The sequence below is a fragment of the Caulobacter flavus genome (assembly GCF_003722335.1).
In the GTDB taxonomy this organism is placed as follows: domain Bacteria; phylum Pseudomonadota; class Alphaproteobacteria; order Caulobacterales; family Caulobacteraceae; genus Caulobacter; species Caulobacter flavus.
Map to the genome: position 1 here is coordinate 5356579 of NZ_CP026100.1, position 25024 is coordinate 5381602.

24 protein-coding genes are annotated in these 25024 nt (G+C 71.2%); 13 read left to right on the forward strand and 11 right to left on the reverse strand.

The annotated features are described in order from the left end of the window. The first annotated feature begins 7 nt into the window (after positions 1–7). The 6 genes from greA (at position 8) to C1707_RS24495 (ending at position 5051) form a co-directional block, all read left to right on the forward strand. Positions 8–481, forward strand: a complete 474-nt coding sequence (gene greA / locus C1707_RS24470; RefSeq protein ID WP_058349843.1) for a transcription elongation factor GreA — start codon at positions 8–10, stop codon at positions 479–481. 97 nt (positions 482–578) lie between these two features. Continuing rightward, complete coding sequence (locus tag C1707_RS24475; RefSeq protein WP_101713335.1) at positions 579–1580, forward strand: mitochondrial fission ELM1 family protein; 1002 nt, start codon at positions 579–581, stop codon at positions 1578–1580. A gap of 9 nt (positions 1581–1589) precedes the next feature. After that, positions 1590–2306, forward strand: a complete 717-nt coding sequence (locus C1707_RS24480; RefSeq protein WP_101713336.1) for a cytidylyltransferase domain-containing protein — start codon at positions 1590–1592, stop codon at positions 2304–2306. A gap of 140 nt (positions 2307–2446) precedes the next feature. Beyond that, on the forward strand, positions 2447–3094 hold the full coding sequence (locus C1707_RS24485; RefSeq protein ID WP_101713337.1) for a class I SAM-dependent methyltransferase: 648 nt from the start codon (positions 2447–2449) through the stop codon (positions 3092–3094). Further along, positions 3091–4347: a flagellin modification protein FlmF gene (locus C1707_RS24490; protein ID WP_101713338.1), complete on the forward strand. Its 1257-nt coding sequence runs from the start codon at positions 3091–3093 to the stop codon at positions 4345–4347. The genes C1707_RS24485 and C1707_RS24490 overlap by 4 nt, the downstream gene beginning before the upstream one ends. Continuing rightward, positions 4344–5051 (forward strand): WbqC family protein, encoded by a 708-nt coding sequence (locus tag C1707_RS24495; RefSeq protein WP_101713339.1) that lies wholly within the window; start codon positions 4344–4346, stop codon positions 5049–5051. Before C1707_RS24490 ends, C1707_RS24495 begins: the two co-directional genes overlap by 4 nt. On the opposite strand, the gene pseI is transcribed toward C1707_RS24495, so the two are convergent. Genes pseI through C1707_RS24515 form a run of 4 tightly spaced genes read right to left on the reverse strand, consistent with a single transcriptional unit; the run spans position 5048 to position 7037 of the window. Continuing rightward, on the reverse strand, positions 5048–6106 hold the full coding sequence (gene pseI, locus C1707_RS24500) for a pseudaminic acid synthase (protein WP_101713340.1): 1059 nt from the start codon (positions 6104–6106) through the stop codon (positions 5048–5050). The genes C1707_RS24495 and pseI overlap by 4 nt on opposite strands. A gap of 55 nt (positions 6107–6161) precedes the next feature. After that, a complete protein-coding gene (locus C1707_RS24505) occupies positions 6162–6464 on the reverse strand; it encodes a hypothetical protein (protein WP_101713341.1) in 303 nt (100 codons plus the stop codon). 16 nt (positions 6465–6480) lie between these two features. After that, on the reverse strand, positions 6481–6813 hold the full coding sequence (locus C1707_RS26360) for a DUF5615 family PIN-like protein (RefSeq protein ID WP_145998381.1): 333 nt from the start codon (positions 6811–6813) through the stop codon (positions 6481–6483). Continuing rightward, positions 6810–7037: a DUF433 domain-containing protein gene (locus tag C1707_RS24515; protein WP_101713343.1), complete on the reverse strand. Its 228-nt coding sequence runs from the start codon at positions 7035–7037 to the stop codon at positions 6810–6812. Before C1707_RS24515 ends, C1707_RS26360 begins: the two co-directional genes overlap by 4 nt. Before the next feature lie 46 nt (positions 7038–7083). Here C1707_RS24515 and trxB point away from each other — a divergent pair, with 46 nt between their 5' ends. Further along, positions 7084–8091 (forward strand): thioredoxin-disulfide reductase, encoded by a 1008-nt coding sequence (gene trxB, locus C1707_RS24520; RefSeq protein ID WP_101713344.1) that lies wholly within the window; start codon positions 7084–7086, stop codon positions 8089–8091. 283 nt (positions 8092–8374) lie between these two features. Here the strand turns inward: trxB and C1707_RS24525 are convergent, their stop codons facing one another. After that, the gene (locus C1707_RS24525; protein WP_101713345.1) at positions 8375–9589 is read right to left on the reverse strand and encodes a cell wall hydrolase; all 1215 of its coding nucleotides are present in this window, start codon (positions 9587–9589) and stop codon (positions 8375–8377) included. Positions 9590–9612: 23 nt separating this feature from the next. After that, positions 9613–10089: a Dps family protein gene (locus C1707_RS24530; protein WP_101713346.1), complete on the reverse strand. Its 477-nt coding sequence runs from the start codon at positions 10087–10089 to the stop codon at positions 9613–9615. A gap of 201 nt (positions 10090–10290) precedes the next feature. Between C1707_RS24530 and C1707_RS24535 the strand changes: the two genes are divergently transcribed. From C1707_RS24535 to nadC, 5 genes are all read left to right on the forward strand, one after another. Continuing rightward, positions 10291–12561 carry a hybrid sensor histidine kinase/response regulator gene (locus C1707_RS24535; protein ID WP_338032067.1) on the forward strand — a complete coding sequence of 757 codons (2271 nt, stop codon included), beginning with the start codon at positions 10291–10293 and terminating at the stop codon, positions 12559–12561. A 208-nt stretch (positions 12562–12769) separates the two neighbouring features. Next, positions 12770–13855: a quinolinate synthase NadA gene (gene nadA / locus C1707_RS24540; protein WP_164467453.1), complete on the forward strand. Its 1086-nt coding sequence runs from the start codon at positions 12770–12772 to the stop codon at positions 13853–13855. Between the two features lie 158 nt (positions 13856–14013). Then, positions 14014–15546 (forward strand): L-aspartate oxidase, encoded by a 1533-nt coding sequence (locus C1707_RS24545; protein ID WP_101713349.1) that lies wholly within the window; start codon positions 14014–14016, stop codon positions 15544–15546. An 83-nt stretch (positions 15547–15629) separates the two neighbouring features. Next, positions 15630–16202, forward strand: coding sequence for a Uma2 family endonuclease (locus tag C1707_RS24550; RefSeq protein ID WP_164467454.1), 573 nt, complete (start codon positions 15630–15632; stop codon positions 16200–16202). Positions 16203–16216: 14 nt separating this feature from the next. Continuing rightward, on the forward strand, positions 16217–17059 hold the full coding sequence (gene nadC / locus C1707_RS24555; RefSeq protein ID WP_101713472.1) for a carboxylating nicotinate-nucleotide diphosphorylase: 843 nt from the start codon (positions 16217–16219) through the stop codon (positions 17057–17059). A 24-nt stretch (positions 17060–17083) separates the two neighbouring features. Here the strand turns inward: nadC and C1707_RS24560 are convergent, their stop codons facing one another. Together C1707_RS24560 and C1707_RS24565 are read right to left on the reverse strand one after the other, a co-directional pair. After that, the gene (locus C1707_RS24560; protein WP_101713351.1) at positions 17084–18685 is read right to left on the reverse strand and encodes an FAD-binding oxidoreductase; all 1602 of its coding nucleotides are present in this window, start codon (positions 18683–18685) and stop codon (positions 17084–17086) included. A 38-nt stretch (positions 18686–18723) separates the two neighbouring features. After that, entirely contained in the window at positions 18724–19074 is a 351-nt protein-coding gene (locus tag C1707_RS24565) for a hypothetical protein (protein WP_145998383.1), read from the reverse strand. Positions 19075–19273: 199 nt separating this feature from the next. On the opposite strand from C1707_RS24565, the gene C1707_RS24570 reads away from it, so the two are divergent. Beyond that, positions 19274–20725 carry a mannitol dehydrogenase family protein gene (locus C1707_RS24570; RefSeq protein ID WP_164467455.1) on the forward strand — a complete coding sequence of 484 codons (1452 nt, stop codon included), beginning with the start codon at positions 19274–19276 and terminating at the stop codon, positions 20723–20725. Positions 20726–20778: 53 nt separating this feature from the next. Here the strand turns inward: C1707_RS24570 and C1707_RS24575 are convergent, their stop codons facing one another. The 3 genes from C1707_RS24575 to C1707_RS24585 are packed head-to-tail and all read right to left on the reverse strand — an operon-like array spanning position 20779 to position 24830. Further along, entirely contained in the window at positions 20779–21147 is a 369-nt protein-coding gene (locus C1707_RS24575) for a PRC-barrel domain-containing protein (protein ID WP_180896926.1), read from the reverse strand. A gap of 58 nt (positions 21148–21205) precedes the next feature. After that, positions 21206–21766 (reverse strand): sugar transferase, encoded by a 561-nt coding sequence (locus C1707_RS24580; RefSeq protein WP_101713475.1) that lies wholly within the window; start codon positions 21764–21766, stop codon positions 21206–21208. Positions 21767–21773: 7 nt separating this feature from the next. Next, positions 21774–24830: a coiled-coil domain-containing protein gene (locus C1707_RS24585; protein WP_123170805.1), complete on the reverse strand. Its 3057-nt coding sequence runs from the start codon at positions 24828–24830 to the stop codon at positions 21774–21776. Positions 24831–25024: the final 194 nt, after the last annotated feature.

Consider the following 25024-nt stretch of genomic DNA (forward strand, 5'->3'; position numbering starts at 1 on the left):
ATCCACAATGGAAAAAGTGCCGATGACCGTCGTGGGTTATCAGACCCTCGACGAAGAACTGAAGCGTTTGAAGACGATCGAACGGCCCGCCGTGATCGCCGCGATCGCCGAGGCGCGTTCGCACGGCGACCTCTCGGAGAACGCCGAGTATCACGCCGCCAAGGAACGCCAGGGCTGGATCGAAGGCCAGATCGCCGAGATCGAGGACAAGATCGCCCGCGCGCAGGTCATCGACGTGTCGAAGCTTTCCGGTTCGCAAGTGAAGTTCGGCGCCACCGTCAGCGTGGTCGACGAGGACACCGAAGAGGAAGCCCGCTACCAGATCGTGGGCGACCACGAGGCCGACGTGAAGTCGGGCCGCATCTCGCTGAGCTCGCCGCTGTCGCGCGCGATGATCGGCAAGGAAGTCGGCGAAGTGGTCGAGGTCAACACGCCCGGCGGCGTGAAGGCCTACGAAATCCTCAAGGTCGAGTGGGTCTAGGGTTCAGCCCTAACCCCGCCATAAAGTCCGGCCAATCGCCGCGGAGTCGCCTGTCGAGGGCGGTTCCGCGGCGTTCGCCGTTTTGAGGGCTGGAGCGATGAGCGCCAATCAGACGCCAGGTTCCGAACCGCTGACCATCTGGGCGGTCTCGGACGGACGCGCCGGCATCGAAGCCCAGGCCGTGGGTCTGGCCGAGGCCGTCGCGCGCAGGCGTCCCGCCCGGATCGTGGTCAAGCGCGTGAGCTGGAAGGGCCGCACCGGCCGCCTCCCCTGGTGGCTGGCCTGGCTGCCGCGCCGCTGGCTGACGCCCGAGAGCGAGATCACCGCGCCCTGGCCCGACCTTTGGGTCGCCGCCGGCCGCGCCACCCTGCCCCTGTCGATCCGGCTGAAAAAGTGGTCGGGCGGCAAGACCTACGTCGTGCAGATCCAGGACCCGCGCGTTCCGGCCCACATGTTCGACCTGGTCATCCCGCCCAAGCACGACCGGCTGACCGGCGACAACGTCGTGCCGATCACCGGCTCGCCCCATCGCGTGTCTCAGGCCCGCCTCGACGCCGAGTACGAGAAGTTCAAGGACGCCATCGAGGCCCTGCCCCGCCCCCGAGTCGCGGTGCTGCTGGGCGGCAAGTCCAAGGCCTTCGACCTGCCGGTGGAGCGCGCCGCGCAGATGGCGCACGAGATCCAGCTGCCGCTGGAGCAGGAAGGCGGCAGCCTGCTGATGACCTTCTCGCGCCGTACGCCCGAGCCGGCCCGCGCGCTGCTGGCGGCGCGCCTGCGCGATCTGCCCGGCATCATCTGGGACGGCGAAGGCCCCAATCCCTACTTCGCCTTCCTGGCCGCGGCCGACTACATCCTCGTCACCGAGGACTCGACCAACATGGCCACGGAAGCCGCGTCGACCGGCAAGCCGGTGTTCATCCTCAAGATGGATGGCCAGAGCGTGAAGTTCCGCCTGTTCCACGAGGAGCTGGAGCGCCAGGGCGCGGCCCGCCCCTATGGCGGCGCCTTCCACGGCTGGACCTACGAACCGGTCGACGAGACCGGCCGCGCCGCCGCCGAAGTGCTGGCGCGGATGGACGCCCGCAACGCCAAGACCTAGCCTAGCGCGATGATCCTCGCCGTCCTGCAAGCCCGCATGAGCTCGACCCGCCTGCCGGGCAAGGTGCTGATGCCGATCGTCCGCGCGCCGATGATCATCCGCCAGATCGAACGCGTCGCCCGCTCGCGCCGCATCGACAGGCTGGTGGTGGCCACCAGCACCGATCCCCTGGACGACGCCATCGAGGCGGCCGTGCGCCGGGACGGAATCGCGGTGCATCGTGGTCCGCTGAACAACGTGCTCGAACGCTTCGTCGGCGCGCTGGACGCCCACCCCGCCGACCACGTGGTGCGCCTGACGGCCGACTGCCCGCTGGCCGATCCCACGGTGATCGACGCGACCATCGACCTGCATCTGGCCTCCGGCGCCGACTACACCAGCAACAGCCCGGACGGCGCGGCCTATCCCAAGGGGCTCGACGTCGAGGTGATCACCGCCGCCGGTCTGCGCCGCGCCGCCGCGCAGGCCGACAGCCCCGAGGCCCGCGAACACGTCACCTGGGACGTCTGGAACCATCCCGACCGCTGGAAGATCTCGTGGCTGTCCGACGCCCCCGGCGAAGGGGAAGTGCGCTGGACCGTCGATCGCCCGGACGACTACGCCTTCGTCGCGACGGTCTACGACGCGCTCTATCCGGCCGACCGAGCCTTCACCTCGGACGACGTGCGCGCCTTCGTGCGCGGCCGCGAGGACCTGCTGAACTACGGCGGCGATCGGCGCGCCTAGGCCAGGGTGCGACAATCGCGCCGCATTCCTTAAGGACAGGGTTAACAAAGTATTCGGCAAAGCGGGCCCAGGCTGCACGCGCGACCGCTCCACCGGTTCGCGCCAGCTTTGAGGGGCCTCCGGTTCGGGGGCGGACGGACATGCGCGCCCTGCCGGACATCCGGGGTCTGAAGTACCCCGACGAGTTCATCGCCCGCCACTTCTTCAAGCGCGGCCTGCACCAGCGCGCCGGCAAGGTGGTCGAGCTGGGCGGCGGTACGGGCAACAACCTGTCGCTGTACGCCGCCTATGGCTGGACCCTGACCAATGTCGACTATTCGGCCGCTGCGCTGGAAGACGCCCGCTGGAACCTCGGCGAGGCCGCGACCCTGATCCAGGCCGACCTGTCGCTGGGCCTGCCCGACGGGATCGACGGGCCGATCGACGTCCTGCTGATCCCGAACCTCCTCTGCTACCTGACCAACGCCCAGGCCCACCGGGTGCTGACCGCCGTGCGCGAGAAGCTGGCCCCGAACGCCGAAGTCTTCGTCCGCACCCGCCTGGTCGACGACTACCGCTACGGCCGGGGCGTCGCCGAGGAGCCCGACGGCTTCCGCCTGGCCACGCCCGAGACCGGCGAAGAGGGCCTGTTCAACCTGTTCTACACCGAGGCAAGCCTGGTGAACCGCCTGCGCGACGAGCTGGGTCTTGCGCAGCCCGACGTGTTCCGCGTCAGCTTCGACAACCTGCAGGCTGGCGTCCGCGTGCCGCGCAACAGCGACCTGGTGGTCTGGGGCGCCGCCTCGTGAGCGGCCGCATCCGCATCGTCGGCGGCGGCCTGACCGGGATCATGGCCGCCTTCGAGGCGCACCGCCTGGGCTGGCGCGACATCGAGCTGCACGAGCGTTTCGACGCCCTGGGCGGCGTGGCCCGGCCCAAGGTCGTGAACGGCGCGGAGATGCGCGACGGCTGCGTCTATTTCGGCCCGGAAGGCGACGCCCTGGTCGAGCGCCTGAAGAGCCACGGCGCTGTCTTCGAGACCTTCGACAACCGCTTCGGCTCGCTCAGCCTGGACGGCGCGGGCAAGCGCGTCTTCACCTGGGACTTCGGCGGTCCCGCCGTCGACTGCGCCAGCCTGCGGATCGCCCGGCCGGCTGGCGACAGCCTGGCCGACCGCATCGCCGCCTATCCTTCGCCGATCGCCGAGACCCTGGCCGAGTACTGCCGCTGGCACCTGGGCGCCGATCTGGCCGCCTTGCACGGCGACGCGGCCATTCCGCTGGCCGTCAATCGCGTCTACCCCGCCGGCGCCGAGACTCCGGCGCTGATCGCCCTGAAGGCTTCCAATCCGTGGGCGGACGAGCTTTACGGCGTGCCCCGCGGCCTGTCGGGCCGCACGGCCAACGTCACCGCCAGCCTGCCGGCCGGCGGCTTCACGGCCCTGTTCGGGACCTGCCGCCGGTCGCTGCAGGACCTGGGCGTGCAGATCCGGTTCGAAAGCCTGATCTCGCCCCGCCAGGTGATGGCCGAGCACGCCGAGGGCGACACGGTGGTCTGGGCCGCCAATCCCACGCCGCTGTTCAAGCCCCTGGGCCTTTCGACCCCGTCGCTGGTGAAGAAGAGCTTCTTCACCTACGTCTTCGAAGCCGACTTCGACGGCCCCTGCCCGGTCTACGTCCAGAACTTCACGGCCAAGGGCGACTGCTTCCGCGCCTATCTGTACGAGAGCGGCGGCAAGACCCTGGTGGTGGCCGAGTGCGTGCGCGAGGCCGACCTTCGCGCCCTGCCCGGCGAGATCCGCGGCCTGCTGTCGGGCTTCGGCTCGCTGAAGACCGGCGCCCTGCTTTCCTCCGGCGCCCAGCCGCGCTGGATCTACCATTCGCGCGACGCCATCGCCGGCCTGGGCGCGCTGCGCCGGAAGCTGGCCGAGCGCTTCGGCGCGTCGTTCGTCTGCGGCGCCTGGGAGCCCTACGGCAAGAGCGCCAAACTGGCCGAGGTCGACGCCGCCCTGGCCCAGGCCCGGAACGCGCCCGCCGCCGGCGGCATGGCCCTAACCGGATGAGCCAGGCCTCGCCCCCGAGAACGGCGGCGATCATGCAGCCGACCTATCTGCCGTATCTCGGCTATTTCCAGCTGATGGCGGCCAGCGACGTCTTCGTCTTCCTGGACGACGTCCAGTTCGCCCGCCGCTCCTGGCAGTCGCGCAACCGGATCCTCACCGCCCAGGGCGAGCTGATGCTGACGGTTCCGGTCAGGAAGCACGACCGCGACACGCCGATCCACGCCATCCGCATCGACGACGGCCAGCCCTGGCGCGACAAGCACCTGGCCGCCATGCGCCATGCCTACGGCAAGCGGCCGTTCTTCGTCGAGGGCTTCGCCTTCGTGTCCGAACAGCTGGCCCGCGAGCCCGACGGCGCCCTGGCCGACCTGACCTGCGGCATGGCCCAGACGGCGGCCGAGCGGATTGGCATCAATACGCAGTTCGTCCGCGCCTCGGGCCTCGCCGCGACCGGCGTGCGGTCCGAGCACCTGCTGGCCATCTGCCGCGCGGTGGAGGCGACCGAATACGTCTCGCCGACCGGATCGGCCGACTACATGGAAGAGGACGGGGTGTTCGCCGCCGCCGGCCTCCCCGTCCGCTTCAAGGCCTGCGCCCTGTCGGAGTATCCGCAGGGACGCCCCGAGTTCACGCCCTACATGGGCTTCGTCGACGCCCTGATGAACGTCGGCTGGGACGGCCTGAAGGCGCTGGTGGCCGCCTAGCCGCCAACCATGTCCCAGGCCAGCGGCTCGCCACGGGTCAGGGCGCGGGCGGCCGGGCGGCCCAGGACCTTGTCCAGATCGGCCGGCGGCAGGCCGTTGCCCGGGCGCACCGAGCGGACGTTGTCGCGGGTCAGGACCGCGCCGGCCGGCACGTCGGCGGTGACGTAGAGCGAGCGGCGGAACAGCAGGCTGCCCTGCTCGGCGCCCAGCACGTCGTAGTGCGCGCGGCCCAGCGACGCCCAGGCGTTCCTCGTGTCGTCGACCAGGGCCTTGAACTCGGCCGGCTCCAGGCTGAAGGCGGCGTCGGGGCCGCCGTCGGCGCGGGCCAGGGTGAAGTGCTTCTCGACTGCGCAGGCGCCGACCGACACGGCCGCAACCGAGGCGGCCGTGCCCGGCGTGTGGTCCGACAGGCCGATCGGGCAGCCGAAGCGGGCGGCCATGTCGGCCACCGTGCGGACGTTGGCGTCGGCGAAGGTGGCCGGATAGCTGGAGACGCAGTGCAGCAGCAGCACGCCCGGCGCGCCGGCTTCCAGGGCGGTGTTCCGGGCCGTCTCGATCTCGGCGAGGTTGGCCATGCCGGTCGAGATGATCAGCGGCTTTCCCTGCGCGGCCGCGTAGCGGATCAGCGGCAGGTCGACGGCCTCGAACGAGGCGATCTTGTAGGCGGGGGCGTCCAGCCCGGCCAGCAGGTCGACCGCCGTCTCGTCGAACGGGCTGGAGAAGATGGTCACGCCGCGCTTGCGGGCCCGCTCGAAGATCGCCGCGTGCCACTCGAACGGGGTGTGGGCCTCTTCGTACAGCTCGTACAGGCTGCGCCCGTCCCACAGACCGCCATGGATCTTGAACTCGGGCCGGTCGACGTCGAGCGTGATGGTGTCAGCGGTGTAGGTCTGGATCTTGATCGCGTCACAGCCAGTGTCGGCGGCGGCGTCGACCATCTCAAGGCAGCGGTCGAGGCTGCCGTTGTGGTTCCCCGACAGCTCGCAGATCACGTAGGGCGGATGGTCCGCGCCGATCTTGCGGCCGGCGATTTCGATTTCGGGCGAAGCGGTCATGGGCGGAAACTCATGCGGTTTGTCCCCTATTAACCCTGAAATCGTGGACGAGGCGTCAATCGCCGCCGCCACCCCCGCCGTCGCCCCCGCAGCTTCCGCCATCCGAGGACGAGCCGCAGTCCGACGAGGAGGACGAAGACGAGGTGTCGGAATAGTGGGTCGAGCCGCTGTCGCCGCCGTCGCCCCTCTTGCCGCCCGCCTTGGCCTCGGAGGGCTTGGCCACCTGCAGCGCCGTGCCCAGACCCCCGCCGATGGCGATGCCCACCCCGATGCCGATCGCCAGGTTGTCGAGCGCCAGGCCCAGCGCGACTCCGATCGCCGTCCCGACGCCGATCCCGATGTTCAATCCGCCCTTCATGGGTTCCCCTGTAAGCTCAACGGCCGATCTCGACGACGGCCGCGTCTCCTTCGAGAGCCTGGCGAAGATCGTCCAGAGCTCCCTCCATGCGCGCCAGCAACACATCGCGACGCATGTTGCCGAACCTGACCCAAAGCACTCGCGCTCTAGGCGTTCGATGTCGCGACCATTCGACGAAATCGCGGTCCTTGGTGACGAGTACATAGCCTTCGCGCACCGCCAGGTCCCAGATTTCGCCGTCGGACGCCGCCAAGAGCCCCAGCTCGCCAAGATGCGTCGCCGCCAGCCCACGATCCCGCAGCCATTCGGCCAGGATAGGCGGCAGCTGGGCGTCGACCAGCAGCTTCAAGCGGCGACGACGGCGGTGTCGGCGACGGCGGCGGCGGCGTAGGCCAGCGCCGCGCGAACGTCGTCGGCTTCGAGATAGCGATACTCCTGGAGCACCTCGGCGGTCGTCATGCCGGCCGCCAGCATTTCCAGAATATCCTGCACCCGCACGCGCAGACCGCGGATGCAGGGACGACCTCCGGCCTTGCCGGGTTCGATCGTGATGCGTTCCAGCAACGGGTTCATGGCGTGCAATGTAGCGCAGGAGCGGAATCGCGCCTAGATATCCGCCATGTCCACCACCGCTCCCCGCCAGACGCGCTGCCTGATCATCGGTTCGGGCCCCGCCGGCTACACCGCCGCCATCTACGCCGCCCGCGCGCTGCTCAAGCCCGTGCTCATCGCCGGCATCCAGCCGGGCGGCCAGCTGACCATCACGACCGACGTCGAGAACTATCCGGGCTTCGCCGACGTCATCCAGGGTCCCTGGCTGATGGACCAGATGCGCGCACAGGCCGAGCACGTGGGCACCGAGTTCGTCAGCGACATCGTGATGTCGGTCGATCTCAGCAAGCGCCCGTTCGTGGTCAAGACCGACAGCGGCCAGGACTGGATCGCCGAGACGATCATCATCGCCACCGGCGCCCAGGCCAAGTGGCTGGGCCTGGAGAGCGAAAGCAAGTTCCAGGGCTTTGGCGTCAGCGCCTGCGCCACCTGCGACGGCTTCTTCTACCGCAACAAGGACGTCGTGGTGGTCGGCGGCGGCAACACCGCCGTCGAGGAAGCCCTGTTCCTGACCAGCTTTGCCAGCAAGGTGACCCTGGTGCACCGCAAGGACGAGCTGCGGGCCGAAAAGATCCTGCAGGAGCGCCTGCTGGCCCACCCCAAGGTCGAGGTGGTCTGGGACAGCGTCATCGACGAGGTTCTTGGCGACAGCGATCCGGCCGGCGTCACCGGCGTGCGCCTTAAGAACGTCAAGACCGGCGCGACCACCGAGCTGAAGACCGACGGCGTGTTCATCGCCATCGGCCACGCGCCGTCGTCGGAGCTGTTCAAGGGCCAGCTGGAAACCGGCCCGGGCGGCTACCTGAAGGTCAAGCCGGGCACCGCCTCGACCGCGATCGAAGGCGTCTACGCCGCCGGCGACGTCACCGACGACGTCTACCGCCAGGCCGTCACCGCCGCCGGCATGGGCTGCATGGCCGCCCTGGAGGCGGTGCGGTTCCTGGCCGAGGAAGATCACAAGAAGGCCCACCACCCGATCAGCCACGCCGAGGCCAACGAGATCGGCGCCTGGTAGGCTTGGCTTGTTGAACCGACGAAGAAGCCGCTCCGGAAGGGGCGGCTTTTTTGTTGGCGCAGCCGCCCGGCGGCGGCCCCCCTCCGGCCCTTTCGGGCCACGGGAGCCAGGAACCTCCCCCTGTGGGGGAGGCGATCGCGTAGCGATCGGTGGGGGGAGTTGGTGCGGAATCGGCCGGCGTCTCGGAAGCTGAAAACGTCCCCCCTCCGGCCCTTCGGGCCACCTCCCCCAGAGGGGGAGGATCTTCAGGTTCGCTTTCCTGCCCCCTCAGAGGGCGAAAACCCTAGAGCGGGTTCAGCAGGGTCGGCGGGCGGGGTTTGGGCTTGGGCGGCGGCGGAGGCTCCGCGACCACCGGCGGCGGTGGCGCGGGCCTGGCGGCGGCTTCGGCCTGGACCTCGGGCAGGACTTCCAGGGCCTTGTTGATGCGGGCGATCTCTTCGGGGGTGGCGATGCGGCGGCCCGCGACGCTGCCCTCGACCTTGATCCGCTCGCCGCCGGGGGCCGCGGCGTCGGGGATGACCACCAGCTTGGCGTCCTTCAGGGCGGCGGTCGGCGCGGGGCCGCCCAGGGTCTGGGCCAGGCTCTGGGCCAGGACGGCCGGCGGTGCGGCCTCGAGCGTGCGCGGATCGGCGCCCATCAGCGTGTCGGCCGAGATCTTCGTCTCGCCGCCGGCGTAGCGGCCCTTGAAGGCCGCCAGCGTGCCCGACGGCCCCGTCCAGCGATAGAAGATGTGCGTGCCCACCTGGCGCAGCTTGACCAGGGTCGGCGCCCAGTACGGGGCCACGTAGTCGGCGTGGTAGTGGGTGGCCACGCCTACGTCCTTCATCACGAAACCCGACAGCGCCCGACGGGCCACGGCCTGGGCGCGGTCCCAGATCGTCGGGACGACGGTCTTCTCCAGCGAGCCGTCGCAGGTGAAGCTGAACTGGCAGCCGGTGCTGCGCAGCGAGCCCTCGTAGATCACCCCGCAGATCGACTTGGGATAGCCCGGGTGGCGCAGGCGGTTGAGCACGGTCTGGGCGACGGCCTGCTGGCCCTCGGGGGCCTCGAAGCCGGCCTCGAAATAGACCGCCTGGGTCAGGCAGTGCAGAGCCCGGGCCCGCTCCTCGCCCGAGGTCTTGAGCACGAAGGGCCGGGCCGCCTCGATCGGCAGGGGCGCGGGCGGCCGATAGGCGTTGATCAGCCGCGCGTCCTCGAAGCCGGGCGCGCCGTCGCCGAGCACCGGGATGGTGGCGATGTCGATCACCTCCCAGCCTTTCACCCGCCCCCAGTAGTCCTTGCGCGGACGCGGGTCGTGGCGGCGGGCCAGGGCCAGCATCGCCAGGTCCATGTCGGCGACGTAGCGCGCCAGGCCCGCGTCGGAGAGCGCGCCGGCCTGCCGCGCCACCCCGGCCGCGCGGCCGTGCTGGCGCGGCAGGTGGTAGGCGGTGGCGCACGCAGAAAGGCCGCCGACGGCGATCAGCGCCGCGGCGGCCTTCTTGCCCGGATGTCGCCTCATCGACGGCACGCGGGGCGGTCGGATTACTTGCTCAGGGTCGAGCGCAGCATCCAGGCGTGCTTTTCGTGGGCCGCCAAGCGCTGGGTGTAGAGGTCGACGGTGGCCTCGTCGCCCGCCTCGTCCGGAGCCTCGATGGCGCCGCGCAGGGTGGCGATGACCGTCTCGTTGTCGGCCAGGAGCTCCTTGATCATGGATTCCCAGTCCTTCTCGCCGTCGCCGTCCTTGATGCTGGAGAGGTTGCCGAAGGCGGCGTAGCCCTGCGGCGCCAGCTCGCCCAGGGCGCGAATGCGCTCGGCGATCAGGTCGAGAGCGGCCCACTCTTCGTTGTATTGGCCTTCCAGCAGGATATGCAGGGACTGGAAGTAGGGCCCGCGAACATTCCAGTGGTAGCCGTGCGTCTTGAGGTAGAGCGCATAGCTGTCGGCCAGGACCTTGTTCAGTCCCTGCGCGATGTCTGCGCGTTGCTTGGCCGAGATGCCGATGTTCGGAGCGGTCGCCATTCATGATCTCCCGTGTTGCGTGTCCTAGGTAAGCGTGTCCATGCTCTTGGCAAGCCTGCTCATGAGCGCGGAGCAAGAATGAACAAAAACGATCCGCTCGCCCCCACGCCGGCGCCGCGTCGCGCGGCGTCCGCCCTGCTAAGCGCATGGCTTATACCAGAGGTTCCTCCCCCCTTCTGGCGGGCGGCGCTGGCCGCGGTCGTGGCCACGCTGGCGGCGCTGGCCATGCGCTTCGCCCTGCTCGGACCCGACCAGACGCTGGGCGCGACCCAGGCCTTCTTCCCGGCCATGGTGCTGGTGACGCTGTACGCCGGCTGGCGTTGGGGCCTGGTGCCGGTCGCCAGCGGGGCCGCCCTGGGCTGGTGGCTGTGGGCCGGGCGCTACGCCGACACGCTGAGCGAGGCCCAGACGGCCTCGATGGTGCTGTACCTCGTCTCGGCGACGGCGACGACGGCCGTGGCCCACGGCCTGCGCGAGGCGGTCGTCGGCCTGGCCGAGGCGCGCCGACGCCAGCAGGACGCCGAGACGCGGCTGGACGTGACCCAGGCCGCCGCCGGCGTCGGCCCCTGGGAATGGGACGTGACCACCGGCGCCCTGCTTCTGTCTCCGGCGGCCCGGCGGAACCTGCGGCTGCCGCTGGAAGGCCCGCTGGCGTTCGAGCAGGTGGCCGCCGCCGTGCATCCCGAGGACCGCGGGAGGGTGCAGGCCGAGATCAAGCGGGCGATCAAGAGCGGCCCGCTCTACGAGGTGGAGTACCGGCTGGTCGACGGCCCGGACGGCGAGCGCTGGATCCATGGCCTGGGCCGGATCGAGCGCGACGCTTCGGGGCGGGCCGTCCGCGTGCTGGGCGTCAACTTCGAGGTCACCAAGCGCCGCCAGGCCGAGGAAGGCCTGCGCGAGAGCGAGGCCCGCTTCCGCGCCCTGGCCGACAGCGCCCCGGCGCTGATGTGGATCACCGGCCTGGGCGGCGCGCGCGAGTTCGTCAACGCCGCCTATGTGGACTTCGCCGGCGCGGACTACCGCGACGCCCTGACCCTGGACTGGCGCACCCGCATCCATCCCGAGGATCTGCCCGCCATCCTCAAGGCCCAGATCGCCGGCGAGGCCTCGCGCAGGCCGTTCAGCCTGGAGGCGCGCTATCGCCGGCCCGACGGGCGGTGGCGATGGCTCAAGTCGTTCTCGCAGCCGCGCTACGGCCCCGGCGGGAGCTTCGCGGGCTTCATCGGCATCGCCTTCGACGTCACCGACGCCAAGGACGCCGAAGCCAAGCTGACCGGCATGAACGAACAGCTGGCCGACAAGGTCGACGCCGCCGTGGCCGAGCGCGACCTGGCCCAGGCCGCGCTCAGCCAGGCCCAGAAGATGGAGGCCATCGGCCAGCTGACCGGCGGGGTGGCGCACGACTTCAACAACCTGCTGACGGTGGTCATCGGGGCCCTGGATGCGGTGCAGCGCCATCCGGACGACGAGCGCCGACGCGACAAGATGATCGACGCGGCGATGACGGCCGCCCGTCGCGGCGAGAAACTGACCCAGCACCTGCTGGCCTTCGCCCGCCGCCAGCCGCTCAATCCCGAAATCTGCCGCGTCGACCGCCTGATCGCCGAGAGCGAGGCCCTGCTGCGCCGCGCCGTGGGCGAGGTGCTGCCGCTGAAGCTCAGCCTGGGCTCTGGCACCCGCACGGCGCGGATCGACGCCGGCCAGTTCGAGGCGGCCCTGCTGAACCTGGTGGTCAACGCCCGAGACGCCAGCCCGCCGGGCGGAACGATCGTCGTGGAGTCAGGCCCCGAAACCCTCGACAAGCCGCGCGGCGAACTGAAGCCAGGGGCCTACCTGCGCGTCTCGGTGCGCGACGAGGGCAAGGGCATGGACGCCGACACCGTCGCCCGCGCCTTCGAGCCGTTCTTCACCACCAAGGCTTCGGGCAAGGGCACGGGCCTTGGCCTGTCGCAGGTCTACGGCTTCGTGCGCCAGAGCGGCGGCGAGGTCGAGATCGCCTCCAAGCCGGGCCAGGGCGCGACGGTGTCGATGCTGCTGCCGGCCAGCCACGAGGGCGCGATCCTGCAGGAGGCGCCGGTCGCGCCGCCCGCCCCGCGTCCGGGCGTCGAGGTGCTGCTGGCCGAGGACGACGTTGAGGTCGGCGACCTGGTCGAGGCCATGCTGATCGAGCTGGGCCACAACGTGCGGCGGGCCGGCGACGCCGACGAGGCGCTCAGCGTGGCCCGCGCCCATCCCGACCTTGGCCTGCTGGTCACCGACGTGATGATGCCGGGCGACAAGAGCGGCGTCGACCTGGCCGCCATCCTGTCGGCCGAGCGGCCCGAGCTGCCGATCCTGCTCAGTTCCGGCTACACCGGCCAGGAACTGGCGGAAGCCCGCGCCGCGCCATGGCCCCTCCTGCGCAAGCCCTATGCGCTGGACGCCCTGGTGCGGGCCATAGACCAGGCCTTCGAGACCCGCCGCCCGCATTGATCGGCCCTTGGACGTCCGGGAAGGCTTTTGCGCGTCTCGGCGGGATTTTTCGTCCGCATGCTTTGCATTCGGGGAACGAGCAGCTATATGTGGATAGCCCCTTATGCTCACTTTCAGCATAAGCCGCGACGCCGGACGGAGCCGCAACCTTTGCCCGGCGTTTTTTGAGGCCCAGGAAATGCTCACTTTGAGCATAAGAGAGGACGACATGGCCGACGGTTTCGCGCCCCTCGCCTTCACCGCCGACGTCGAGGCGGAAACCGCCGCCGTCTGGGACAAGGTCAAGCACCACGTCACCCCGATGGAATGGCGTCTGCACGCGCCGCTGATCTCGGAGATCAACCGGATCAAGCGCGAGAAGAACGCCGCCATTCTGGCCCACAACTACATGACGCCGGACATCTTCCACGGCGTGGGCGACTTCGTGGGCGACAGCCTGGCCCTGGCCAAGGAAGCCGCGAAGTCGGACGCCAAGATCATCGTCCAGGCCGGCGTGCACTTCATGGCCGAGACCAGCAAGGTCCTGAGCCCCGAAAAGAAGATTCTGATCCCCGACCTGAAGGCCGGCTGCAGCCTGGCTTCGTCGATCACGGGCGCCGACGTGCGGCTGATCAAGCAGCGCCATCCGGGCGTGCCGGTGGTCACCTACGTCAACACCACCGCCGACGTGAAGGCCGAGACCGACATCTGCTGCACCAGCGCCAACGCCGTGCAGGTGGTCGAGTGGGCCGCCAGGGAATGGGGGACCGACAAGGTCATCCTGATCCCCGACGAGTTCCTGGCCCGCAACGTCGCTCGCCAGACGGACGTCAAGATCATCGCCTGGGCCGGCCACTGCGAGGTGCACAAGCGCTTCACCGCCCAGGACATCGCCGACATGCGCGCGGCCTGGCCCGGCGCCGAGGTGCTGGCCCACCCCGAATGCCCGGCCGAGATTCTCGAGGCCTCGGACTTCGCCGGCTCGACCGCGGCGATGAACGACTACGTCGCCGCGCGCAAGCCCGCGCAGGTGGTGCTGATCACCGAATGCTCGATGGCCAGCAACGTCCAGGCCGAAAGCCCGGGAACCCAGTTCATCGGCCCCTGCAACATGTGCCCGCACATGAAGCGGATCACGCTGCAGAACATCTATGACGCCCTGGTGCACGAGCAGTACGAGGTCACGGTCGACGCCGATGTCCTGGATCGCGCCCGCCAGGCCGTGCAGCGAATGATCGACCTGCCCCCGCCCGCCGCGCCCGCCCGCTACGACCTCGTCAAGGCGCGCCACCACGTGGACGTGGAGCTGATTTAGAAGCCCTTCCCCCTCGATGGGGGAAGGGTTGGGATTGGGGGTGATGCGGACGATCCGCCTCTCCCTATTCCCTTCGTCTTCCTCGGATGGCTGAACCACCGCGTTCACCCCCATCCCCGGCCCTTCCCCCATCGAGGGGGAAGGGAGTGGAGTGCGAGATGATCGAACGCGTAGACTTCGACGGCCCCGTCATCCTCGGGGCGGGCCTCGCCGGCCTCAGCGCGGCGCTCGCGGCCAAGACGGCGCTGGTGCTGTCGCCGACGCCGCTGGCGACCGGCTGTTCCAGCGCCTGGGCGCAAGGGGGGCTCGCCGCCGCCCTCGCCGGCGACGACACCCCGTCGCTGCATGCCGCCGACACCATCGCCGCGGGCGCGGGCCTGTGCGACGGCGAGGCCGTGGCGCTGCTGACCCGCGAGGGTCCCGCCGCCGTCCGCGACCTGGCCGCCCTGGGCGCGCCGTTCGATCGCAAGCCTCCCCTGGAAGGACAGGTTGTCGGCGACTTCGTGCTCAGCCTGGAAGCCGCCCACTCCAAGGCCCGCGTCGCCCGCGTCGGCGGCGACGGGGCCGGGGCGGCGATCATGGCCGCCGTCGTGGCCGCGGTGCGTGCGACCCCGACCATCGAGGTCCGCGAAAACGCCCGCGCCCGCCGCCTGCTGCAGGACCAGACCGGCCGCGTGGTGGGCGTGCTGGCGGAGATCGCCGGCGACCTCGTCGAGGTTCGCGGCCGTGCGGTGATCCTGGCCACCGGCGGCGTCGGCGGCCTCTACGCCGTCACCACCACGCCCGCCCAGGTGCGCGGCGAGGGCCTGGGCCTGGCCGCCCTGGCCAGCGCCGAGATCGCCGACCCCGAGTTCGTGCAGTTCCACCCCACGGCCATCGACATCGGCAGGGACCCCGCCCCCCTGGCCACCGAGGCCCTGCGCGGCGAAGGCTCGATCCTGCGCAATACGGACGGCCGCGCCTTCATGGCCGACTACCACCCGGCCAAGGAGCTGGCGCCGCGCGACGTGGTGGCCCGCGCCATCCACGCCGAGCGCGCCGCCGGCCGCGGCGCCTTCCTCGACGCCACCACGGCGGTTGGCGCCCACTTCCCGCACGAGTTTCCGGCCGTGTTCGAGGCCTGCCAGAGCGCGGGCGTCGACCCGCGCCGCGAGATGATCCCCGTGACGCCCGCCGTGCACTACCACATGGGCGGGGTGGCCACCGACCTGGACGGCCGCGCCAGCCTGCCGGGTCTCTACGCCGCCGGCGAATGCGCCTCCACCGGCGTGCAGGGCGCCAATCGCCTGGCCTCCAACAGCCTGCTGGAAGCGGCCGTGTTCGGCGCCCGCGCCGGCCGCGCGGCCGCCACCGAGGTCGAGACCGGCGGCGAGCCGGTGTCGCTGGTCCCCTTGCCCGACCTGCCGGACGCCGCGTTCCAGGCCCTGCGCCGCGCCATGAGCCGCGACGCCGGCGTCATTCGCGACGCCGAGGGCCTTGGCCGCCTGCAGGACGAAGTGGCGACGCTGGAAGCCGCGCACGGTCCCTGCCCGCCCCTGGTCGCCGCCCGCCTGATCGTCGACGCCGCCCTGGCCCGCCAGGAAAGCCGGGGCGGTCACTATCGCGCCGACTTTCCCGAAAAGGCCGAGCCGATCCGCACCTTCGTCACCCTCGACGCCCTGCCCGCCGGTTTGCGCCACGCCGCCGAATAGTGGTACGTAAGGCGAACGGAGACGCGACCATGAGCACGACCTTCGGTCCATCTGGCAGCCCGTTCGACCGGTCGGCCGAAAGCATGGCCGAGCACGGCGTGACCGAGTTCCTACTGACCGTCGACGACCTGGAGACCATGGTCCGGGCCGGTGTCTTCGATCGCGACGATGCGACCCGCGTAGAACTCGAAGACGGGAGGCTGGTGCGGATGTCTTCGGAGTCGATGCCCCATGCGCGCGCCGCCGCGCGCCTGTCGCTGGCGCTCAATCTGGCCCTTGCCCGCCTGGACCTCACAGAGCGCTACGAAGTGCTCAACGGCGGAACCGTCCGCGTTTCGGAAACCTCCGCCTTCGACCCCGACGGCGCTGTGATCGCCCGCGACGCCGAAGCGTTCTTTCTCCGCCCCGACCAAGTCTTCCTGGTCATCGAGTCCTCGCTCGCCACCCTCAAGCGCGATCTGGGCTCCAAGAGCCGCTCCTACGCCGCCGCCGGGATCGCCGAATATTGGGTGATCGACGTCAAGCACGCCAATCTCCACGTCTTCCGTCGCCCGTTCGACGGCGATTGGACCGAACGCCTGACCCTTACCGCCGACGACAGCGTCTCGCCGCTGTTCGCCTCCGACGCCGACATTGCCTTGAAGAGCGTATCTTGACCGTCCTGCCCCGTATCGAGCCGCTGCCCGACCTTCTCGTCCGCCCCATCGTCGATCTGTCCCTGGCCGAGGATCTGGGCCGGGCCGGCGACATCACCGGCCTGGCCTGCATCGAGCCCGACGCCCGGCTTTCGGTGGTGTTCGCCAGCCGCCAGGACGGCCGGGTCGCGGGCCTGGCCTGCGCCCGCCTGGCGCTCGCCGCCCTCGACCCGACCGCCAGCTTCGAGGTCGTCACGCCCGACGGCGCGGACGCGGCGCCAGGCACCGTGCTGGCGCGCGCCGAGGGCAATGCGCGCGCCGTGCTGGCGGCCGAGCGCACTGGCCTCAACCTCCTGGGCCGGCTGTCGGGCATCGCCACCCTCACGCGGGCTTATGTGCGCCTGGTCGAGGGCACGGGGGCGACCGTCGTCGACACCCGCAAGACCACGCCGGGCCTGCGCGCCCTGGAAAAGTACGCCGTACGGTGCGGCGGCGGGGTCAATCACCGCTTCGGCCTCGACGACGCCATCCTGATCAAGGACAACCATGTCGCCGCATGCGGCGGCGTGGGGGAAGCCGTCCGCCGCGCCCGCGCCTTCGCCGGACATCTGGTCAAGGTCGAGGTCGAGGTCGACGGCCTGGACCAGCTGGAAGACGCGCTGAAGCACGGCCCCGACGTCGTCATGCTCGACAATTTCAGCCTCGACGACCTGAAGACCGCCGTCGCCCTGGCCAAGGGCCGGGCGGTGCTGGAGGCCTCGGGCGGGGTAAACCTGACCAGCGTACGCGCCATCGCCGAGACCGGGGTCGACGTGATCAGCGTCGGCGCCCTCACCCACTCGGCGCCGGTGCTCGACATCGGCCTGGACGCGGCCTGAACGACCGCGTCCGCCGGAGCGGCCCTAAGGCCTGGGGATCGCCTGGTTGAAGTTGAACACCCGGTCCGGGTCGGCCTTGGCCTTGACGGCCTTCAGCCGGTCCAGGTTGCCGCCGTAATAGGCCGTGGCGAAGTAGTCGGCCCTGGTCGGGTCGTTCGACAGCGAGGGGTCGGCGAAGTTCTGGTAGGCGCCGCCTCCGGCGCGCGGCCACATGGCGTTGTAGAAATCGTCCTGCCAGGCCCGGTTGGAGTCCAGCAGGATCTTGTTGTGGCTGTCGCCCTCGCTCCAGTAGAGGCCCACCACCATCAGCCAGCGACTGTCGCGGTGGACGAAGGCGGTGTCGGCGGGCTTGGGCGCGTTGATCGCCCCGCCGGTCTGGAAGAAGCGCAGGTCGCAGTAGCCGTTGACCCCGGGCCACTGGCGCAGGCGCCTGAAGCCCAGGGCCAGGTCCTCCAGCCCGAACTTCGGATTGTTCACGAAGCCCGAGCGCTCCTGGTAGAAGGTGGCGAAGCCGTCCTCGTGCAGGAAGTCCTGCGCCGCCCAGTAAGGCAGTTCGTTGACGCCCGCCCCGCCGGTCGGCTGGGCCGCGTCGAGCACCGGCTTGAGGATCTTCAGCAGCTCGTCGCGCGGGCCGTCGTACTGGCCCAGCACGCTGATCGGCACGTCGTAGCCGGCCTTGTACTGCAGCGGCGTGATCGCCCCGAACGACACCCGCGAGCCCAGCTTGCCGGGGGCGGCGTCCAGCGCCTCCATCAGCATGGCGCCCAGCGCCTCGACCGAGACCTTCGGGCGGATCTCGGGCGTGCGGCTCCAGCTGAGGTCGAACACGGTGACGACCTTGTTCTTCACGTCGAAGGTCTTGAGGGCGAACTCGGTGCTGACGCCGAAATTGCCGCCGCCGCCGCCCTGGCTGGCCCAGAACAGGTCGGCGTCCAGGCGATCGGGAGACTTGGCCAGGAGGCGGCGCTGGGAACCGTCGGCCAGCACGATCTTGCTCTCGACCAGCTGGTCGCAGGCCATGCCGTGGGCGCGCATGTTGAAGCCGATGCCGCCGCCCAGCAGGAAGCCGGCCGCGCCCACCGACGGGCATCGGCCGTGGGTCACGGCCCGGTCGTTGGCCCGCAGCAGGCGGTAGAGGTCGCGGTTGCGGGCGCCGGCCCCGAACCGGGCGACGCCGGTCGTCCTGTCGTAGACGGCGTGGTTGATCAGGCTGGTTTCGATCAGCAGGCCGTCGGTGACCGAATAGCCGGCGTAGGAGTGGCCGCCGCCGCGGATGATCGGCCGGATCTTGTTCTCGCGCGCCCAGCGGACGGCAAAGCCCACCTCGTCGGCCGAGGCGCAGCGGGCCACGCCCTGCGGCAGGGTGTGGGCGTAGCGCAGGTTGTTGGGCAGGGCGATCACCTGGTAGTCGGCGTCGCCCAGGCGCAGCACCCGGCCCGAAAGCACCTTGGCCAATTGCGCCCAGCGGGCGTCGGACGGGCCGCCCGGGGCGGGCGTCGGCGGCAGGGCGCCCAGGCGCGGCGACAGCGCCATGGCCGCCTGCGGCGCGAGGGCGGCGCTGGCCGCCAGAAAGCCGCCCGCGGCCAGGAAGTCTCGCCGGCTGGCGAAATAGCGCTTGGTCTGCATCGTCTCCCCCTTGTTGTCTCGAGATGGTTGGCCGCCGCTCAGAGGCAGTCGGCCGCCGCCTTGCGCAGGTCGGGCGCGCCCGCCGGACGTCCCGGATCCAGCATCAGCTTCTCTTCGCCCGACAGACCGGCGCGCGCCGCGTCGAAGCCGTCAGAGCGGCCGCGCGCGTGGTCCTCCAGCGCCGTCATCGCCGCCGGCGACAGCTGGGCCTGCAGGAGGTTGGAGGCGCAGGCGCAGCCCACCCGGTCGAGTTTCAGCCCGAACACCGCCAGCTTTCCGTCCAGGCAGGCCCTGGTCACCGCCTCGCGCTGGGCCGCCGGCGTGCCGGCCTCGACCCGGGCGCAGGCGCCCAGACCCAGCACCGCCAAAATCGTCAGAATCGTACGCATGCTCTTCCCCTACCCAGCCAGGGTGGCGATGCACGCATCGGTTTTATGTGAAAATTATAACGCGAAGCGGGTTTCTCCGCCCCTCGGGTGCCGTCGCGGAAAGTGTTTGCGAAACCACCATTGCCACCGGTGTCTTCCTGGCTCATCTAGGCGCTCGGGCGGGCCTCAAGACCCGCCGGACCATTATCGAGGCGCCTCCGTGACCACCGACACCGCCGCCGCCAGCCAGGCCCTGCGCCTCTCGGCCACCAGCTTCCCGGCCGCCCTACCCGGCGTGGCCCTGCCGGCCTACGACCGCGACAAGGTGGAGATCGGCGTGGTCCACTTCGGTCCCGGAGCTTTTCACCGCGCCCACCAGGCCTTCTATTTCGACCAGCTGCTGGCCAGCGATCCGCGCTGGGGGATCTGCGCCGTCTCGCTGAAGAGCCCTGGCGTGCGCGACGCCCTCTCGCCGCAGGACGGGCTCTACACCCTGGCCCAGCTGGATCATGAGACCAGCTTCCGGGTCATCGGCTCGATCATCGAAGTGCTGGTCGCGCCGGAAGACCCCGAGGCCGTGTTCGCCCGACTGGCCGCGCCGCAAACCCGCCTCGTCACCCTGACCGTCACCGAGAAGGGCTACACCCTGACCGGCGAGGGCAAGCTGGACACCGCCCACCCCGACATCGTCCACGACCTGGCCTCGCCCGGCCGTCCGGTCAGCGCGGTGGGCTACATCGTCGAGGGCCTGCGCCGACGCTTCGCTGCCGGCCTGCCGCCCTATGCCGTGGCGGCCTGCGACAACCTCGCCGACAACGGCTGGCGGCTGAAGGCGGCAACGGTGGCCTTTGCGGAAGCGCTCGATCCGGCCCTGGCCTCGTGGATCGAGCAGAACGCCGCCTTCCCGCGCACCATGGTCGACAGCATCACCCCCGCCACCGACGACGCCCTGCGCGCCCGCGTGCAGGCGGCCACTGGCCTCTTCGACGCCTGGCCGATCCAGCGCGAGGCCTTCACCCAGTGGGTGGTCGAGGACGTGCTGGGCGCCAACGCCCCCGATCTGGGCTCGGTCGGCGTGACGCTCACCGACGACGTGCGCGGTTTCGAGCGAGCCAAGCTGCGCCTGCTGAACGGGGTGCACTCGACCCTGGCCTATGCCGGCCTGCTGAAGGGCCACGAGACGGTGTTCGAGGCCGTGAACGACCCCGCCCTGGAGGCCCTGGCCCGCGACCTGATGGCGCAGGACATCATCCCGACCCTGACCGCGCCGCGCGGTCTGGACCTTGCCGCCTACGCCGAGGCCATCCTCGACCGTTTCCGCAATCCAGAGATCCGTCACCTGCTGAGCCAGATCGCCTGGGACGGCTCGCAGAAGCTGCCGTTCCGTATCCTCGGCACGGTGAAGGACACGCTGGAAGCCGGCCGTAGCGTCGAGCGCCTGGCCGTGCCGATCGCCGCCTGGTTCCACTTCCTCAAGACGCGCGCCGCCGAGGGCGCGGCCGTCACCGACCCTCTGGCCGACCGCCTGCTGGCCGTGGTCCAGGCCCTGCCGGGCGACGTGAAGGGCGACGTCGCGGCCTTCCTGGCGGTCGAGGCGGTGTTCCCGGCGGAACTGGCGGGCGACGCGCGGTTCGTGGCGGCGGTCGAGAAGGCCTACGGCGAACGCGTCTGACCCAGAGCCGTAAGACCCCCGCTTTCGCGGGGATCTTACGGGTCGTGACGACCTTACGGCTTCCAGTCCGGCAGATTGGCCAATTGGTCCTTGGTCAGCTTGGTGCGCACCAGATAGTCGTTAGGATCGCCCGGCTCGGGCGCGACCGAGACGTCGGCCAACGCCACCACGACCTTCTTGTCGGGACCGACACGGTCGATCTCGATGACCACGGCGGTCGGCTTGCCGGCGGCGTCCAGCAGCACGTGCTCCACCTCGCCGGCCTTCCTGTTGGCCGAGTCGATGACGTCGGCGTCCTCGATCTGACCGACGGTGAAGCTGCCCTTGGCGCTCAAGGCCTCGTCGCGGGCGATGGTCGACTGGGCGAAGGCCGCGCCGCCCGCCAGGGCGAAGGCGACGGCGGTCAGGGCGATCCGCTTCATGGCGTGTCTCCGTGTTGATGCCCCGAGCCAACGCTCCGTACACGGCGACGTTCCGCCTCTAGGCCCTTACGCCCTTGCCCAGCACCACGGGCGCGACGGTGCCCAGCAGGATCTTCAGGTCGAACAGGAACGAGGCCTTCGCCAGATACTCGGCGTCGAGCGCCACCTTCTCCGGAATGGCCAGTTCGTCGCGGCCGTTGATCTGGGCCCAACCGGTGACGCCGGGACGCAGCATGTGGACGCCGGCGGCGGTGCGGGCGGCGACGAGGTCGTCCTGATTGAACAGCGCCGGGCGAGGCCCCACCAGGCTCATGTGGCCGACCAGCACGCTCCACAGCTGAGGCAGCTCGTCGAGGCTGGTCTTGCGCAGGAACGGTCCGACCGGGGTCAGCCAGCGGTGCGGGTCGTCCAGCAGGTGGGTGGCGACCTCGGGGGTATCGATCCGCATGGTGCGGAACTTGGGCATCGAGAAGAGCCGGTTGCCCCGCCCCACACGCTGCGACCAGTAGACCGCCGGTCCCGGCGAGGTGGCGCGCACCAGCACCGCCACTACGGCCAGCGGCAGGGCCAGCACGGCGAGGCCCGCCGCCGACGCGGCGAAGTCGAAGGCGCGCTTCAGCACGAGATCAGGCCAGGTCGCTGGCCGCCGCGTCGAGCAGCAGATAGGCGCGGCCGGCTTCCGAGGCCAGCAGGGCCGCCACCAGGAAGCCCTCGCGGTCCTGCTGGGCGGCCTCGCCCACCATGCCGGCGTAGCGGCGCACGAAGCGCTCGGCGTTGGCCTTCAGGGTGGCGTCGGAGAACAGGCGACGCACCAGGCGGCGGATCGCGGCCGGGGCCAGCTTCTTGACCACCTCCCGGGCGCCTGTCTCGTCGTGGGTCTGGATGGCGGCGGCGATCTCGTCGATGCGGCCGCGCGGCAGCAGCGCCGACGGATCGATGCCCATGGCCAGGATCTCGCCGGCCAGCTTCTCGCCCAGGGCCGCGTCGCCCGGCGAGCTGGCCTGCATGTCGCCCAGCAGGTTCTTCCAGCTCCAGCCGCCCTCGTCCTGGACGGGTTCGGGCGGGGCCGGAGCCGCGCCACGGCCGCCGGCGGCGTCGAACATGGTGCGGAACTCGTCGTCGGTGGCCGTCGGGGTCAGCTTCAGGCGCTGGCGCGGCGGCGGCTCCAGCGGCGCGAAGTCGTCGCCGGGATAGGGCTGCGGCGGCGGGGTCTGGGCGCGCGGCGGCTGCGGCGCGGGCTGAACCGGCGGCGGCGGAGGCGCCTGGCGCTGCTGGGGCGGCGGAGCCGGTTGCGGCGCGGGCTGCGGGGCCGGTTGGGGCGCCGGTTGCGGCGGGCGCACCAGGGCCGAGGCCCCGCGGCTCTGCGGCGGCGCCGCGAAGCTGGGGGTCTGGGCGGCGGCCGCGTTCATCTGGGTGACCGCCTCGCTCAGCATCTCGTAGTTGCGGCGAACGCGGTCCTGGAAGGCCTGGTCGATGGCCGCCGTCTCCTCGGCGGTGCGGCGGGCGGCGGCGCGCAGGTCGTCGATGCCCTTCTCGATCTGGGCGCGGACCTCGGCGGCGCGGGCCAGGGCCTCGCCCGGCAGGGCGGCGCTGCTCTGGCCGGCCTCGACCAGCAGGCGCTCCATCTCGGCGATGGCGCTGCGGGCCGTCTCGACGCTTTCGGCCAGCTTCTGGGCGGTGCGGGCGCCGGCCTGCTCGACCACCTGGGCCGAGTTCTCGATCAGGTCGCGGGCTTCCTGCATGCGCGACTCGAACACGGCGTCGGCCTTCTGGCCGGCCGAGAAGGCGATCTCGTTCAGCTGGTCGACGCGGCCGCGCGCGGTCTCTACGCGCAGTTCGACGCCCTCGCCGGCCCGCTGGGCGGCGTCGGTGATGGCGTTCATGGCGCGGGTCAGCTCGCCCTCGAGGTCGGCGCGACGGTCGACGGCGGCGGCCTCCAGCCGCGCCAGCGCGCCTTGCGTTTCGGCGGCCAGGGCCTCGCGCTCGGCGCGGGCGGCCTCGGCCATCTCGCGCAGTTGATCACCGGAAGAGACGATCAGGCCTCGCAGCACCTCGGCGCCCATGGCGGCGATGTCGCCGAGCTCGGAGGCGCCGACGCGGGTGTAGGCCACGAACTCGGTCAGCTGGGCGGTGCGGGTCTCGGTCTCGGAGGAGAAGTCCTCCTGGTCGGCGCGCAGGGCCTGGGCGGCGGCCACCAGGGCGGCGCGCTGCGAGGCCAGGCTGCGCTCCACGCTGCCGATCTGGTCGCCGACACCCTGGCCGGCGGTCTCCAGACGGGCGATCTGGCGCGACAGGTCCTCGGCCCCGACGCGAGCCGCGTCGGACGCCTCGGCGGCGGCGGCGGCCAGGTCGGCGGCGCGGGCGGCGAGCGCCGCCTCGGCTTCGCGCAGTTGGGTCTCGGCGAGGTCCGAGGCCTCGGCGACCATGCGGGCCTGGCTGCCGATGGCGTCGACCACGGCCGTGGACTGGGTGTCGAGAGTGGCCGACAGCGCCTGCATGGCGGTGCGCTCGTGACCCAGGCCCTCGGCCAGCTGCTTGGCCATGCGGCTCGACGAATCGGCGGCCTCGACCAAGCGGGCGGTCTCTTCGGCCAGGGCCTGGCGCAGGGTGACGATGCGCTCGCGGGCGGCGTCGGCGGCGCTGGTCGCCGCGTCGATCTGGCCGCTGAGGGCGTCGACCACGCCCGTCGCGCCGGCGGCGGCCAGGGTGGCGGGGGTCAGCAGCTGGTCGGTCAGCCGGCGCGCGCGGCGCAGCTCGGCCGAGACGCCCATCGCCTGGCGCAGCATGTAGGCGGCCAGCAGGATGAAGGCGGCCGGCCCCGCGGCCAGGGCCGCGAACACCGCCATGGTCACCGGCAGCGGCAGGCTCGGGCCGTAGCCCAGGGCGAACATCACCGGCGCCACGGCCCACAGGGCGGCGACGCAGACGGCAAGGCTCCAGTAGACGCCGCCCGGCATCGGCTTGCGCTCGGCCGTCTCGGACAGCGCGTGGACCGGACGCTCGGCGGCGGGCGGACGCGCGGCCGGCTCGGACCTGGCCGGCGGTTCGGGATCGGGCCGCGGGGCCGGCGGCTGGGCGGCGGCCGGCGCGGTCAGGAAGGTGGGCAGCGGCGGCAGGTCGTCGGCGGCCGGCGCGCGCTCGGCCGTCCGCGTGCGGCGACGCGGCTCCGGCGGCGGGGCGAATTCGGGCATGGGTTCGGGCGGCGGCGGCGCTTCGGCGACGGGTTCCGGCTCGGGCTCGGGCGCCGGCGGGGCGGGTTCAGGCTCGGGCGGCGTGGAGCCTCGGAAGAACGAGCGGCGGGCGTAGGAGCGGTCCTCGCGCAGCACCGGCTCGGACGGATCGACGGCGGGCTCGGCCGGCGCGGCCGGATCGGGCTCGGGTTCAGGCGCGGGCTCGGGCGCGATCGCCGAGGTCAGCGGTTCGGGGGCCGGCTCCGGCTGCGGCTCGGGCGGCTGGTAGGACGGCGGACGCGCGCCGCGCGGCGGCGCGGCCAGGAAGCCCGCCTCCGGCAGGTCGGCGATGTCGAGGTCGTTGTCCGGCTCGCTGATCGGCGCGTCGGGATCGGGCTCGGCGGCGACGAAGGGCTCCGACTCGGGCAGGCCAGAAGCAGGCGCCGCATCGTCGCGGGGCGTCTCCACCGGCAGGGTGGAAAAGTCGAGCGGTCGGCGCTTCTTAGGCTTCATACGCAGCCACTGTCCCAAGGCGAACGACGAGGGGGCCTTTTACAGCGACACAGCGCGCAAGCCCCTTCTCCGCGCAGGCGAATAAACCTAGCCGCGAAAGGCGCCCGCGCATAGCCGGTTGACGCGGTTTTCCCCAAAGCGGGCCGAGTGTTGCGCGATTCTGGCGGGTGTCGCCCCGACGATCCCGGGGCGGA

Bases quoted from the DNA above. Each gene is read 5' to 3' on its own strand.
- C1707_RS24575 (WP_180896926.1), bottom strand. From the start codon at position 21,147: ATGAAGCGGATCGCCCTGACCGCCGTCGCCTTCGCCCTGGCGGGCGGC.
- C1707_RS24530 (WP_101713346.1), bottom strand. From the start codon at position 10,089: ATGGCGACCGCTCCGAACATCGGCATCTCGGCCAAGCAACGCGCAGAC.
- C1707_RS24525 (WP_101713345.1), bottom strand. From the start codon at position 9,589: ATGAGGCGACATCCGGGCAAGAAGGCCGCCGCGGCGCTGATCGCCGTC.
- C1707_RS24495 (WP_101713339.1), top strand. From the start codon at position 4,344: ATGAGCCAGGCCTCGCCCCCGAGAACGGCGGCGATCATGCAGCCGACC.
- C1707_RS24480 (WP_101713336.1), top strand. From the start codon at position 1,590: ATGATCCTCGCCGTCCTGCAAGCCCGCATGAGCTCGACCCGCCTGCCG.
- greA (WP_058349843.1), top strand. From the start codon at position 8: ATGGAAAAAGTGCCGATGACCGTCGTGGGTTATCAGACCCTCGACGAA.
- C1707_RS24565 (WP_145998383.1), bottom strand. From the start codon at position 19,074: ATGCGTACGATTCTGACGATTTTGGCGGTGCTGGGTCTGGGCGCCTGC.
- C1707_RS24585 (WP_123170805.1), bottom strand. From the start codon at position 24,830: ATGAAGCCTAAGAAGCGCCGACCGCTCGACTTTTCCACCCTGCCGGTG.
- C1707_RS24560 (WP_101713351.1), bottom strand. From the start codon at position 18,685: ATGCAGACCAAGCGCTATTTCGCCAGCCGGCGAGACTTCCTGGCCGCG.
- C1707_RS24475 (WP_101713335.1), top strand. From the start codon at position 579: ATGAGCGCCAATCAGACGCCAGGTTCCGAACCGCTGACCATCTGGGCG.
- C1707_RS24515 (WP_101713343.1), bottom strand. From the start codon at position 7,037: ATGAACCCGTTGCTGGAACGCATCACGATCGAACCCGGCAAGGCCGGA.
- nadA (WP_164467453.1), top strand. From the start codon at position 12,770: ATGGCCGACGGTTTCGCGCCCCTCGCCTTCACCGCCGACGTCGAGGCG.
- C1707_RS24550 (WP_164467454.1), top strand. From the start codon at position 15,630: ATGGCCGAGCACGGCGTGACCGAGTTCCTACTGACCGTCGACGACCTG.
- C1707_RS24505 (WP_101713341.1), bottom strand. From the start codon at position 6,464: ATGAAGGGCGGATTGAACATCGGGATCGGCGTCGGGACGGCGATCGGA.
- pseI (WP_101713340.1), bottom strand. From the start codon at position 6,106: ATGACCGCTTCGCCCGAAATCGAAATCGCCGGCCGCAAGATCGGCGCG.
- trxB (WP_101713344.1), top strand. From the start codon at position 7,084: ATGTCCACCACCGCTCCCCGCCAGACGCGCTGCCTGATCATCGGTTCG.
- C1707_RS24545 (WP_101713349.1), top strand. From the start codon at position 14,014: ATGATCGAACGCGTAGACTTCGACGGCCCCGTCATCCTCGGGGCGGGC.
- C1707_RS24485 (WP_101713337.1), top strand. From the start codon at position 2,447: ATGCGCGCCCTGCCGGACATCCGGGGTCTGAAGTACCCCGACGAGTTC.